Genomic DNA, 13,787 nt, shown 5'->3' with positions numbered 1-13,787 from the left:
GGACACATGCCGGTGTTGCTGGAGGAAAAGGAAGGCAGCAGCCATCTCATGATGGGAAACGAGGCCATCGCCCGGGGCGCCCTTGAGGCAGGAATGGCCGTGGCGGCGGCCTACCCCGGCACGCCGTCTTCGGAAATCCTGGAGAATCTGGCGGGGGTCGCGGAGGCGCGAAACCTCTACGTGGAGTGGTCGACCAACGAAAAGGTGGCCCTGGAGGTCGCCGCTGCCGCCTCGTTCGCGGGGCTGCGCTCGCTCTGCGTCATGAAGCAGAACGGCGTCAACGTGGCCTCCGATTTCCTGCTCCACCTCGCCGGGTCCGGCACCCGGGGCGGCATGATCCTGGTCACCTGCGACGATCCGGGCGCGCTTTCCAGCGTGAACGAGGGGGAGTCGCGGCATTTCGCCCGCATGATCGAGATCCCCCTCCTGGAGCCCGGGGATTTCCAGGAAGCCAAGGACCTGACGAAGTGGGCCTTCGATTTCTCGGAAGCACTCGGGACCGTGGTCATGCTGCGCAGCGTTACCCGGATGTCCCACGCCAGCGGCAACGTCCGCCTGGGAGCACTTCCGGAGGGGACGCCGCGGGCTCGGTTCAGGGCCGGAGGGTCCATGCTGGACCCCGCCGAAGGTCCCGTCCTGAGCATGCCTGTTGCCTTCAAGCACGGCCTCCAGCAGGAGAGAATCGGGAAGGCCCGGGACCTCTTCGAGCAGTGCCCCTTCAACACCTGCGAGGGGCCGGAGCGGCCGGAGGTCCTGATCGTCACGAGCAGCGCCTGCACCCTCTACAGCCGGGAGGCCGTCCACGCGCTGGGACTGGGCGACCGGGTCGGGATCCTGAAGCTGGCGACGACCTGGCCCCTGCCGACGAATCTCCTGAAAAAGCACCTCGCCCGGGCGGAAAAGGTCCTGGTCGTCGAAGAGGTGCTCGCCTTCCTGGAGGAGAACGTCAAGGTCATCGCTGCCGAAGAGGCCGGCAAGATCGGGATCAAGACCTTCTACGGGAAGAATGACGGGACGATCCCCGCGCGGGGCGAGCTGTCGCCGGACCTGGTGATCGGGGCGCTCTGCCGGATCCTGGACATCCCCTCCCCTGCCACGGACCCGGAGTACGAAAGGAAGGCCCAGGAAGCGGCCCGGACCGGCGCACCCCAGCGGGGACTCGCCTTCTGTCCCGGCTGCCCCCACCGGGCCTCCTACTGGAGCATCCGGACGGCCCTGAAACTGGACGACCGGGACGGATTCGTCTGCGGGGACATCGGCTGCTACACCTTAGATGTTTTTCCCGGCGGCGCGGGCACGCTCAAGACCCTGCACTCCATGGGCTCCGGGACGGGCGTCGCCAGCGGCTTCGGAAAACTCGGCCCCTTCGGCCTGGACAGGCCGATCCTGTCGGTGTGCGGCGACTCCACCTTTTTCCACGCCGCCATGCCCGCCCTGGTCAACGCCGTTCATCACCAGTCGAACATCCTGATGATCATCCTCGACAACAGCGGAACCGCCATGACGGGATTCCAGTCCCACCCGGGCCTGTGCGTCAACGCCATGGGCTGTGCGGCGCCGGACGTGGACATCGCGAAGATTTGCAGCGCCATCGGCGCCGACGTGGAGATCCGGGACCCCTTCGACTTTGCCGAAACACGGGAGGCGCTGAACCGGCTGATGGAAGACAAACAGGGAGTCAAAGTTCTGATCCTGCGACAGAAATGCGCCCTTTCCCCGGAGAAGAGAGGAACCCGGAAATACAATGTCCGGGTGGACGAGACCCTCTGCATCGGTGAAGACTGTGGCTGCAACCGCCTGTGCACCCGCATTTTCCGCTGCCCCGCCCTGGTGTGGGACCGGGAGAGCGGGCGGGCCCGCGTGGACGAGGTCCTATGCGCCGGCTGCGGCGTCTGCGCACAGATCTGCCCGCAGTCGGCCATCCGGAAGGAGGTGGCCTGATCATGGCGACCCTGCAACTGCCCCGGGATCCCTTCAACCTCATCATCACCGGCGTCGGCGGCCAGGGCAACGTCATGGCCTCCCGTGTCCTGTCGGGCATGCTGGTCGAGCGGGGACTGACGGTGACGATCGGCGAGACCTTCGGCGCCTCCCAGCGGGGCGGCTCCGTCATGAGCCACGTCCGCGCCTCCGTGGAGGGGACATGGAGCCCCCAGATCCCGAAGGGGAAGGCCGACGTCGTGGTCGCCCTGGAGCCGGCGGAGGCCGTCCGCGTACTGGCGGCCTACGGCCATCCCGGCGTGATCGTCCTGACAAATACCCGCCCGGTCTACCCGATCGGCGTCATCACAGGGGAGCTGAGCTACCCCTCCCTGGACGAGATCAGGGCATCGCTGGGCGGGCTCTCGGCGCGCCTGTGGATGATCGACGCCACCGACAGGGCCATCCGGCTGGGCAATCCCATTCTCGCCAACATCGTCATGATCGGGGCCCTGGCGGGCTCCGGTGTCCTGCCCCTCACCCTGGAGGATTTCCGGGCCACCCTGGGCCGCACCACCTCGGGAGAAAAGCTGGAGATCAACCTGAAGGCATTTGCCGAGGGGATGGATGCCGCAAAGGCATAGACGAAGGGGCGGAGCCGGCGGCAGGCGCGCCGCAGGCGGCCGGACAAAAACACAACACCCGGAAGTCAGCGGCGCCGGAACGCCTTTGCGTTCGACTTCCCCAGCGGCGACAGGTAAGGAGCCATCTTCGCGTAGGGGACGTTCACATCGACGATGCACGCGCTCCGGCTGTAGGGTGCATCCGGTCGGAAGGTGATTCCCGCCGGCGTCGGCCACAGGTCCTCACCCGAAAACCCGATGGCTTCGGGGCACTCGTCCTCATCCCCGGCGTCCTTCGTGGGAAAGATCTTTACTTCTTCCCGGCGATAGAGATCGAGGATCATGGTCCCGAGGGCGGATTCTTTCGGAATGTCCTTCCGGTACTTCTCGACCAGCCATAGGGACATGTCTTCGGATTTGCCGGTCCGGAGGCTGTAGACCGTTGCCCCGGACCAGACATCGGGATGCATCCCGCCGCAGTACTGCGACATGCTCTGGCCGATCACCACGAATTCCCTGTTCCAGGCGATCATGTAGAGGGCGTATTCGTATTGATACCAGTCTTCCTCTTCCCGGTCCTCGTCTTCCGTCTCTGCGCCTCTCCGGATCCGGCCGGCGGAGACGCAGTCGATCCCCTCTTCGAGGCTGGACCTGAAGCGCTCCATGAGCACATGATTGATGTCGGCGACGGCCCTGCCGCTCCCGATCAGCCGCAGTCCCTCCACGCTGCCGAAGTCCCGGGCCTTGAATAATTCATAACGGCGCCCGTCGATGGAAGCGCTTTCAACCGTCGTCTTCAGGCCGACCAGTCGCTGCCGGGTATACGACTCGTCCGGCTCGCTCCCGGCATGGACCGGAAGCGTTCGGGATCCGTCCGGCGACGACCAGGTGCCCTCCAGGGTGTCACCCCTGCAGGTCAGCGTGAAACAGCCGCTCACGTTTCCCTTCGGGTCGAGCTCCTTCCATTGATCCGGTTTCGATCTGTCCCGGATCAGGATGAAATCGACAAGGCTCGTTCGGTAATAATAGCGACCGGCCTGCGGGAAACCGGAGTCCTCGGAATCGACGGGCAGCACGACCTGAAAGGTGAACTGCATCATGACGGGAACCTCCCCGATGGTTCCCTTCCAGGTCTTCTCCAGGCATGCCCGCTCCTCTCCGGCATGGGCCGATCCGGCCAGAGCGATCGCCAGCACCGCCGCCACGAACAGCCTTTTTAACAACATCCCCTCTTTGCGGGTCCTGATCCGTCGGCGGATCATTTTCATGGTCGTTGCATGCTCCCCCCCTTTTCTATCGGACTCTGCAATTATTTCTTTAGTTCCATCCTCTCCCTGCCGATGATTTCAAAAGATGCCTGCGCCGACTTGCTTAAACGGAATAGTCGCACGGTCCCGCTTCGTTTCAGAGAAACCAGAAAGAGGAAAATCCACGATGAAATCAAGGCTTCTGCTCACAATTCCAGCACTGATCATTCTCATCGCCGCGTCCTCCCATGCCGGGAGCCGATTTGACGACCAGGACCGAACCGTCGCCCGACTGACCAGCGGGATTCAAACGCTGAAAATCGAGGGGGCTCCCGGGCTGCTTACGGTTTTCGGTGAACAGGCCTTCACGATCCTGACCGATACCAGGGGCAGGTCCCTGGTCGCCGGCGCCACGCACGGGAACGGAAGAATCGCCGCGATCACCCACGGATCCTGGTTCCAGGGGAACGTCACAGCCGATCCCGAAAACGGCCGGTTCATCGCCAATCTCCTCTCCTGGACTGCCGGCGACAAGACACAAATCCACGTCCTCGGCCTCGGGTTGAATCCCGGAAGCTCCCTCCCGGGCATTCAGATCCTGCAGATGGAAAGAGCGAATCGGCTTCCGGAAGATCTCAGCCGGTATGACTTGATCCTGATCGACTTCACCGGCAAAGAGCCCCAGGGGTTCGACGCCGCCTCCATGGCATCCCTGAAGCAGTATGTTGCAGGCGGGGGCGGCATCCTGTGTTCCGCACTGGGCTGGGTCTACAACAGCTACGGGGACGGCAGGAACGGGAAGAGCCTGGACAGGGATTTTGCCGGAAACCGGTTCCTGAAGGAGTACGGCATGATCTTCAACGGGGATTTCACGGGCAACCGGATTCCGCTTGCCCAGTCCGCCGGGAATAAAAACCATCCCCTGCTGCTGGCCGACCGAGTCGGCAGGATCGTCGAGACCCGGGCAAGGGTCCCCGAAAACGAGCTGAACGGCCTGCTGACGGCGATGCTTGCCTACCGGAACAGGATCCCCCACGACGAGGCTCTTCTGCGAAAATTCGAGACGCATTACGACTCGTTCGGGAAACGCAGGGATATTTCATCGAAGAACCCCGTACTGAAGACGGACGCGGGCTTTCTTCTGACCATCGGGATGCTGAACCTTCTTTACCAATCGGCACCGTACGAAAGGATCAGCAGGCTGAAGGACGCGGAGATCTTCCCCGGCGACGTGGGACCGGCGGCGGTCGAAACCGTCCGGACGGTCAACGTCGACCTGTCGAAGCTCCGCTGGCAGAGCACCGGCCTGTACGCGCCGGCGGGCAGGCTCGTCTCTTTCACGATCGCCCCGGGCGATGCAAAGGCCGTCATGCTCAGGGTCGGAGCCCATTCCGACGTCCTTTTTCCCCTGGACGACCGGTACCGAAAGCAGCTGAACCGCTGGCCGGACCTTTCCCGGACGACCGTCCTGGACGGCGCTGAGACAATCGTCGCCTCGCCCCACGGGGGATTGATTTACTTTGAAAAGATCGGGAAACCCGAAAACAGGACCGCCCGCATCAAGGTGCATGGAGCGGTGGAGGCGCCCTATTTCAGGCTGGGGAAAACCGATACCCGAAAATGGAACAGCAAAATCAGGCATTATGATGCCCCCTGGGGAGAACTCGCCGGCGACAGGATCATCCTGACCCTTCCCGCCGCAACGATCCGAAAGATCGACAACCCTGAAAAAATCCTGAGATACTGGGACCGGGTGCTGAGCTTCTATCCACAGCTCCAGCAGGAGCCGCCGAAGAATTACGAGGAGCGGTTCGTCACGGACGTACAGCCGAAGATCGGCTACATGCATGCCGGCTATCCGATCGTGATCCGCATGGATGTCAGCGACTTCACGGCCGGCGTGGCCCTGAACCCCGCCGACAGGACAGACCTCTACAAGGCCGGATCCTGGGGACACTTTCACGAACTGGGACACAACTGCCAGAGGAGCGAATGGACGTTCGACGGCACAACCGAGGTGACGGTGAACCTGTTCACCCTGTATGCCATGGAGAAGATGCACGGCATCATCCCGGCGGAACATCCCTGGCACAAAGAAGGCTGGGTCAAACTGAAGAAGTACATCGCGAAGGGATCCCCCTTTGAGGAGTGGAAGAAGGATCCACAGCTCGCCCTGACGACCTATATCCTCCTCCAGAAGGAATTCGGCTGGGAGGCCTTCAAGAGGGTCTTTGCCTCGTATCAGAAGCTGAGCGCCGGCGAAAAGCCGAAAACCGACCAGGAAAAACGGGACCTCTGGGTGATCCTGTTTTCCAGGGTCGTAGAGCGGGACCTGGGCCCCTACTACACGAAGATCGGAATGCCCGTTTCCGCGGGCGCCCTGAACGAAGCCAAGAGATACCCACGATGGATGCCCGCTTCGCTCTGACCGTGTCCCGGCCTTGCAGGGCCTGACGGATTTCCTGCCGGTCGAACAAAGAACCGCCCCGGTTTTGCCCCGGGGCGGTTCGATTTTGAACGTTTCGGCGGGTTATGTCCTCTTTTTTCTCAGCGATCCTTCTCCAGGATGAACACGGAGCAGGCGGCCTCCTCCGTTCCGATCACGCCGCCGCCGTTTTCCTGCAGGGCCAGTTTTGCGTCTTTAACCTGGCGGGGACCCGCTTCCCCGCGCAGCTGAGTCGCCAGCTCATAGAGCATGGAGATGCCCGTGGCGCCGACGGGATGCCCCTTGGAAACGAGGCCCCCGCTTGTATTCACGGGCGTCGAGCCATCCAGCGTGGTGCCGCCGGACTCGACGAAACGGCCTCCCTCCCCGATCGGGCAGAATCCCATCATCTCGGACTGAAGAATGACGCTGAACGATGTCGCATCGTGGACCTCGGCCACATCGATATCGGAGGCGGCGACGCCGGCCATGGCATAGGCCTTGTCCGCGGCCACCCTGCTCAGGCCGGGCTCGTCGAGCCCCTTGTACTTGCCGCCCGTCATGACGCTCGCCCGGATCTTGACGGCCCGGTCCCGGACAGCCGGGGGAAGGCCCTTCAGATAATCGCCGGAGCACAGGACCGCCGCTGCCGCCCCGTCCCCGATGGGGGAACACATGGAGCGGGTCAGGGGATAGGTCACGATCCGGTCCTGGAGCACCTGATCCACATCCATCGAAAACTTGTACTGGGCCTTCGGGTTCCTGGCCCCGTAATCGTGGGTGAAGGCCGCGGCGCAGGCGATCTGGCGCTGGGTCGTGCCGTACTTCCACATGTGATACAGGGCCTGCATCCCGTACGTGTCCATGAAGAGGCTGCGGTTGCCCCCGGTCTTGAACTCCCGGCCGACCAGCGCGCCGATCTGCCGATAGACGTCGATTGTCTCCTCGGTGGTGAAATTGTCGATGCCCGCCTCAAAGATCTTGAACATGGTCGCCGGGTCGTCGGGAATGAACAGCTTCTCGACCCCCAGGGCCAGGATGACGTCGTTCTGCCCGCTCAGGATGTCCTTCCAGGCGCAGTGGGCGGCCATGGAGCCCGTGGCGCAGGCCCCCTCCACGTTGATGATCGGCACGCGTCCGGGGAAGAGCCCCTCCCGCACCAGGGGGACAAAGCAGATCTGCCCCCGGATGCTGGCCTGGCCGAACAGGTGCATGGCGCAGTTGCCGAAATAGCCGAACTGGATCTCGTTTCCATCGGACATCCCGGCGTCGTTGATCGCACCGAGATAGGCCTCCCGAACCAGGTCCCGGAACGAACGGTCCGGATACTTTTTGAACTCCGTGGAATAGGCCCCCACGATATAGACGTCCCTCATTTTTTCCTCCTTTGAAGGTTGATTTCCATATGCCCGCCCGGCATCCGGTCCTGTCGAAAACCCGGCGTTACACGCGCCGCTCGGCGCCGGCCCAGTATCGCTCCCGCATCTTCTTCTTGTCGATCTTGCCCAGGTTCGTCAGGGGGATCGCATCCCAGAATTCGACGCTCTTGGGAGTGACCAGGCTCCCCTTCCTGTCCTTCACGAAGCGAATCAGATCCTCTTCCGTGGCCGTCTTTCCCTCGTGAAGTACGACCACCGCCTTGACCAGCTCGCCCCACTTCTCGTGCGGAACGCCGATGACGGCGGCGCTTTTGACCGCCGGATGCTCGTGAAGGACATCCTCGATCTCCCGGGGGAAGATGTTGAAGCCGCCGCTGACAATCATGTCCTTGGAGCGGTCCACGATATAGAGGTATCCCTCCTCGTCGAACCTGCCCACGTCTCCGGTCCACAGCCAGCCGTCCCGGAGCGCCTCCGCCGTCTCTTCGGGCTTCTTGAGATAGCCCGTCATCATGTTGATCGTCCGGCAGACGATGTCGCCCGATTCCCCCCGGGGCACCTCCCTGCCGTCCTCCCCGATGATCCGCACGTCCGCCGTCATCACCGGCCGGCCGCAGGACTTGTAGACCCGCATGCGCTTCTCCGGATCGGCGATGACGTGCTCCTGCCGGGACAGGCAGCTGATCATCATGGGCGTCTCCGTCTGTCCGAAGAGCTGGGTGAAGATCGGCCCCAGGGTGTCGACCGCCTGGGCGAGGCGCGCCGGGGCGATGGCCGATGCGCCGTAGATGATGTTGCGCAGGCTGCCGAGGTCGTACTTCAAGAGGTCCGGCATATCGAGCAGGACATAGATCATCGTGGGGACGATGAAAGTCGACGTGACCTTCACCTTTTCCACCCGCTCCAGGAACAGTTTCGGATCGAAATGGTCCTGGATCTCGCAGGTCCCCCGCTTCAGCAGGACCGGCAGGATCAGGCAGCCTCCCGCATGGGTGAGCGGCGTCGCGAAGGCGAACACCTCGTCCCAGTCCAGTCCGAGGTGCAGCATCTCGCTGATGAAGGTCCCCACCCAGGTGTTCTGGTTCAGCATCACCCCCTTGGGGAGGCCCGTCGTTCCGCCGGTGTAGAAGATCCCCACCAGGTCCTCGCAGTCCAGGTCGACCTTCGGCACCTCCGGGGGGCTGTCGTCGATGAGCCCCTGCAGGTGCTCGTGGCCCGGAGCCACCGAAGCCCCGTCCCCGGCCACGCAGATGCAGTGCCTGACCGTCTCCAGGGAGGGGATCATCTCCTTCACGCGCCCGGCCATCTTCTCGTGATAGATGATCGCTTTGCACTCGGACTGGTTCATCATGTAGATGTGATCCCGGGAAGTGAGAAGCACGGCCAGGGGAACACGCACCAGGCCGAGCTTTCCCAGGGCGTACTCGCAGAAGATGTACTCAGGGCAGTTCGCCATGAGAAACGCCACCCGGTCGCCCTTCTTCAGCCCCAATTTGTTCAGGGCGTGGGCCAGCGAATAGGCCTTCTTCTGCATCTCGTCGTAGGTGTACGTTTCATCGTTGTAGAGAATGGCGGTGTTCTGCCGAAAGGCCGCAACCGACCGGTCGTACAGGTCCGCGCACGTAATGCCGTGAAACATCGTGGTCATAGCTGTCCTCCCTGTATCGAAATAAAGTCTTGCTGGTTCTTATTTTCAGAGCCCGGCCCCGCCGACGGCGCCTCGCAGCCTCCCTGCGGCCTTGCAGCGATCCGCCCTGCCAGGATCGTTGTCCCGAGGTTGATTACGCAGCCTTCCCGGCTCTCTGGATGCCGACAGCTTTTTCCTGGTGGAGAAGGACCAGGGCCAGGAAGCCGCCGACCAGGGTGAGGGCGGCAAAGGCGTAATAGGCGTAATTGAATGAATTGGTCGCCTTGAGGATGAATCCGACCACCATGGGGGCCAGGATGCCCGAGAACGATCCGCTGCCGAGCATGAAGCCGGTGACCTTGGGAACGTCGGCCCGGTTGAAGACTCCCATGACCAGGGAGAACATGATGTTCATCGTGCCGTACGCGAAGAACGAGGCCATGAAGAAGCAGGCCAGGCTCACCTCGATGGACGGCGTGATGACCGCGTAGACGATCAGCGGCACGGAGCAGAACATGTTGAAAGAGACCCAGCTCGCCCGGTGCCTGAAGGGGAGGCCCCGGTCCGAAAGCCAGCCCAGAACGAGGGCGCCGAGAGCCGCGCCCACAAACGGAAGCGAAGACAGGAAGCCGCTCTTTACGAGGGACAGCCCCCTGGCCTTCAGAAAATACGTTGGGATCCAGTTGATGTTGGCCCACACGAACATCAGGTCGGAGAAGTAGACAAAGCAGAGCATCCAGACGATCGGGTTCTTGAGGTATTGAGACAGGGTCGCGCTGGGCGCCGTCAGCGCTGCCGCTCCGTCCGCCCTGGCGATGGCCGATTCGATCTTTTCGCGCTCGTCTTTCGAGATATGCGGATGGGACGCCGGATTGTCCCGGAGGCGCAGCATGACCAGGCCGACCAAGGCAAAGCCGAGGACGCCGAAGATATAGAAAACCATGTGCCAGCCGTAGGACGCCACAATGAGACCCGCCAGCGGGATCCCGATGATGGCGCCCACGTTCATGGCGGAAGACATGACCCCGATGGAGAAGGCCCTTTCCGTGGGCAGCATCCAGTGGTTCAGAAGCTTCGTGCAAATGAGGAACATCGGCCCCTCGCACATCCCGAAGAGGACCCGGATCACCAGAAGGCTGATGAAAGACCACCCGAAACCGGTAAAGATGGTCATGATGGACCAGAGGACGATGATTACGGACAGGAATTTGCGGGCGGAGTATTTCTGGGCGAGATAGCCACCCGAGAAATTCATGATGGTATATCCAATATTAAATCCGCTCATGATGATGCCCATAAGGGCGACGTCGATCGTTAATTCTTTAATGATGAGAGGTGCAGCAACGGAGAAATTAAAGCGATCAAAATAAGAAAGCATTGTTACAACGAACACCCAGAATACAACTTCCCAGCGATAACTCATCATTTTCATAAAAACACCCCCTTGTTATAATGTTTATTCATCCAAAGACTCCCCTTAATTTCTATTTATTATGTTTTTACATGCTTTTGTTCCATCCGACATTCTATAATAAACGACATTCTCTTTGTTTAAATAGATCGAATATTAAATATTAAAATGGATTTGACATTTTCGGCCGCGTTCGATATAGAAACACCTCAAAAACTTGAGGCACTATAGATAACAGTTGCTTGATTTAAACAATCCGCAAAAATTGGGATTTAACATCATCAAGATTAGGGAATTTAATATCCCTAATTCAGGGGATCCCCGATGCCGTCCTTAAATCGTTTCCTAAGGAAGAAAAAAGAGTCGCTGCTGAAAGACATCATCGGCGGCCTGGATGAACTGACGCCGACGCCTTACATCGACCACTTGGCCCGCTCTCCCGAAGGGCAGCGGCGGATCCGTCTGTGGCTGGATTTGATTATTCAGTCCCTGGAGGGGAAGGAGCAGGCCTTATTCGACGATCAGCATGATATCGGTTACATTCGGGCGACCCAGGGCTACGAGTTCTCCCAGACATCCCCCTTCTATCCGACGGCCCTGAAAGTCCTGAACAAAGCCCTGATGGAGGCCGACGAGCCGACAACGGCGGACTTTTTCCCAGACTACCGAAGGCTGATGGAGTACTATCTCCACGGTTATCGAATGATATCCGAGTCGTACATCAACACCCGCGAGGACATCATTCAGGAAAAAGTCTTTCATCTCGAGGAGCTCTACGACTTTACAAAAGAGATTATCGTCACACAGGATATCGAAAGCATTATAGAAATCCTCCTGAAAAAGATCCACCGGCTCATGGACCGGGGATCCTGCCACTTCCTCCTGTCCCAGAACGGCGCGGGCCGCAACGTCTACAGCCAGCCGCAGAAGACCCCGGCAAAAGACATCGTCCGGCTCATGGAGAAGTCTTATCTCGACCGTTCGATCCTGTTTCAGAGCCAGTCGGGATGGGTCACGAGCCGGATCCGGAGGATCAGGAAGAAGACCTTCGCAGCCGTTCCCGTATACCTCCGCGGCCAGTCATACGGCGTGATCGCGCTGGTCAACAGGAAGACCCCCTTCGAGTTCACGGCCAGGGAGCTGAACCTGCTCAATCCGTTCCTTTATATTTCCGTGATTGCACTGGACAACGCCTTCATGTTCCGGCAGATCGAGCAGAACAATCAGCAGTTGCGGTTTCTCACGGAAAAGATCATCACCATCCAGGAAGAAGAGCGCAGACAGATCGCCGTCGATATCCACGACACCCTGGCCCAGACCCTGGCCTCGATCGGCTACAAGATCGAATTCTGCAAGGAGCACGTGCATCACCCCGAACAACTGGAGGCCCAGCTCAACCTCCTGACGGGGATCGTGAAGAATGCGATCTTCCAGTCCCGCAGCCTCATGTCGGAGCTTCGGCCGGAGCTTATCGACACCATCGGCCTGATGGCGGCGATCCGCCGCCTGCTGGACAACTTCGAGACGGCGACCGGAATCCACGTTGATGCCGACCTGCCCGCCAGGGTCGATGCCCACGCGACGGCAAGCATCTGCATCTACCGCGTGCTGCAGGAGGCACTGGCGAACATCGGCAAACATTCGCAGGCAACAACCGCCCATGTGACGCTGAAGGAAAAAGGCAGCCGCATTTCCCTGACCGTATCGGACAACGGAAGAGGCTTCGACATTTCTTCGGGACTTCTGAAAATGGCAAGCCAGAACAGGCTGGGCCTGGTGTTCATGAGGGAGCGGGTCGAGGCGTGCGGCGGGAGCTGCGCCATGGAAAGTTCGCAAGGCAAGGGGTGCCGGATCGAGATATCGGTCCCCCTGGAGAAGAGACAAGGATCATGAGCATCAAGGTAATGGTTGTCGACGACCACGACATCGTCCGGGAAGGATTGAGGCAGATCCTGGAAATTTCGTCCGACGTGAAGGTGATCGGCGAGGCCAGAAACGGACTGGACTGCCTGGAGCAGCTCGACCACCTCTCCCCCGACATCATCTTCATGGACATCCAGATGCCGGGCATCAGCGGCATCGAGACTACCAGGCTGGCACGCAAAAAGAAGCCCGGCGTGCGGGTCATCATCCTGACCATTTACCACGACGCGGAATTCGTAACGGAAGCGATCCAGGCGGGAGCGATCGGCTACGTGCTGAAGACGGTCGGCAAGGACGAACTGCACAAGATCATCCGCCATGTCATGGACAACCACGCCTTTATCGATCCCCTGGTGACCTCCTCCGTGATCGATGAGATCAAAAGGGACGGAAAGGTGGTAGAAAAAGCCGAGAAGCCGATCTTCACGAAACGGGAGCTGGAGGTCATGAGCGGGCTTGTCGCCGGACAGACGGATCGGACGATCGCCGCAGTATTGAATATTTCGGCGCACACGGTCCGATCCCACATCAAGAACATTTTCCAGAAACTGGGAGTCGGCACAAAATCCCAGGCCGTGGCGGCGATCCTCCGCGAAAGGATCATCACGGAATGACCGATCCCGGAAAGGACGGTGAGGGAAAATGGATGCCCTGAAAAAGAACAGGCGGACGACCCATCAGGGCTTGTGGCTCCTCCTGCTTGTCCTGTCCACGTGTCTCACATCCTGCCTGGGCTGGCTCATGGAGGCCCCTTCCTTCGTCCTCCGTGACATCAACATCACCCCGACATCTTCCTCGGGATGGAACCTCGTCCTCGGTCTCGACGTTGAGAATCCGAACCGTTTCGATCTGACGCTCACCGCCGCCGAATTCAGGATTTTCCTCAACGGCGAAGAGGCCGGAACCGGTCGCCTGGAACGGGAGGTGCTTCTCCCTTCTTCATCCAAAACAAAGGTGAACATCATGATTGCCGCCCGTTTCAAGAACCTGGGCGGCAGCCTGAAGTCCGTCATCGCGGGACACGAACTGGCTTACAAAATGGAAGGGAATGCCTCCATCAAGGCGTTCTTCGGGAGCCGCCGTTTTCTCTTCTCAAAGGAAGGACGCACCTGATCCGTGTTTCCCGGTCCCGCACCGGGCTTGCGGCATTCATCCCGCCGGCCGCCTTCCCGACCGGGGCAACGCCTTCGCATCAAATGGAATTGACAGGCAAAAAAGCACACCCTATAGTC

General features: G+C 60.5%; 10 protein-coding genes. 6 read left to right on the top strand and 4 right to left on the bottom strand.

Annotated features, from left to right (window positions below; translation table 11 throughout):
• The first annotated feature begins 6 nt into the window (after positions 1 to 6).
• Together PLO63_04315 and PLO63_04310 are read left to right on the top strand one after the other, a co-directional pair.
• Positions 7 to 1,941 (top strand): thiamine pyrophosphate-dependent enzyme, encoded by a 1,935-nt coding sequence (locus PLO63_04315; GenBank protein HOI73351.1) that lies wholly within the window; start codon positions 7 to 9, stop codon positions 1,939 to 1,941.
• 2 nt (positions 1,942 to 1,943) lie between these two features.
• Complete coding sequence (locus PLO63_04310) at positions 1,944 to 2,564, top strand: indolepyruvate oxidoreductase subunit beta (protein ID HOI73350.1); 621 nt, start codon at positions 1,944 to 1,946, stop codon at positions 2,562 to 2,564.
• Positions 2,565 to 2,629: 65 nt separating this feature from the next.
• Here PLO63_04310 and PLO63_04305 read toward each other — a convergent pair whose 3' ends face one another.
• Positions 2,630 to 3,811 (bottom strand): hypothetical protein, encoded by a 1,182-nt coding sequence (locus PLO63_04305; protein ID HOI73349.1) that lies wholly within the window; start codon positions 3,809 to 3,811, stop codon positions 2,630 to 2,632.
• Positions 3,812 to 3,977: 166 nt separating this feature from the next.
• Here PLO63_04305 and PLO63_04300 point away from each other — a divergent pair, with 166 nt between their 5' ends.
• Positions 3,978 to 6,218 carry a M60 family metallopeptidase gene (locus PLO63_04300; protein HOI73348.1) on the top strand — a complete coding sequence of 747 codons (2,241 nt, stop codon included), beginning with the start codon at positions 3,978 to 3,980 and terminating at the stop codon, positions 6,216 to 6,218.
• 119 nt (positions 6,219 to 6,337) lie between these two features.
• Here PLO63_04300 and PLO63_04295 read toward each other — a convergent pair whose 3' ends face one another.
• The 3 genes from PLO63_04295 to PLO63_04285 form a co-directional block, all read right to left on the bottom strand.
• On the bottom strand, positions 6,338 to 7,591 hold the full coding sequence (locus tag PLO63_04295; GenBank protein ID HOI73347.1) for a thiolase family protein: 1,254 nt from the start codon (positions 7,589 to 7,591) through the stop codon (positions 6,338 to 6,340).
• A 67-nt stretch (positions 7,592 to 7,658) separates the two neighbouring features.
• Entirely contained in the window at positions 7,659 to 9,242 is a 1,584-nt protein-coding gene (locus PLO63_04290; protein HOI73346.1) for an AMP-binding protein, read from the bottom strand.
• Positions 9,243 to 9,375: 133 nt separating this feature from the next.
• Entirely contained in the window at positions 9,376 to 10,644 is a 1,269-nt protein-coding gene (locus tag PLO63_04285; GenBank protein HOI73345.1) for an MFS transporter, read from the bottom strand.
• Positions 10,645 to 10,956: 312 nt separating this feature from the next.
• On the opposite strand from PLO63_04285, the gene PLO63_04280 reads away from it, so the two are divergent.
• From PLO63_04280 to PLO63_04270, 3 genes are read left to right on the top strand one after another with little or no spacing between them, the layout of a single operon-like run.
• Positions 10,957 to 12,525 (top strand): GAF domain-containing sensor histidine kinase, encoded by a 1,569-nt coding sequence (locus PLO63_04280; protein HOI73344.1) that lies wholly within the window; start codon positions 10,957 to 10,959, stop codon positions 12,523 to 12,525.
• Positions 12,522 to 13,169 (top strand): response regulator transcription factor, encoded by a 648-nt coding sequence (locus tag PLO63_04275; GenBank protein HOI73343.1) that lies wholly within the window; start codon positions 12,522 to 12,524, stop codon positions 13,167 to 13,169. Before PLO63_04280 ends, PLO63_04275 begins: the two co-directional genes overlap by 4 nt.
• Positions 13,170 to 13,197: 28 nt before the next feature.
• On the top strand, positions 13,198 to 13,668 hold the full coding sequence (locus PLO63_04270; protein ID HOI73342.1) for an LEA type 2 family protein: 471 nt from the start codon (positions 13,198 to 13,200) through the stop codon (positions 13,666 to 13,668).
• Positions 13,669 to 13,787 lie beyond the last annotated feature (119 nt).

This window comes from Syntrophales bacterium (genome assembly GCA_035363115.1).
Classification (GTDB): domain Bacteria; phylum Desulfobacterota; class Syntrophia; order Syntrophales; family PHBD01; genus PHBD01.
Note: the sequence above shows the minus strand (reverse complement) of the source record. Positions and strands in the feature narration are given on the sequence as shown.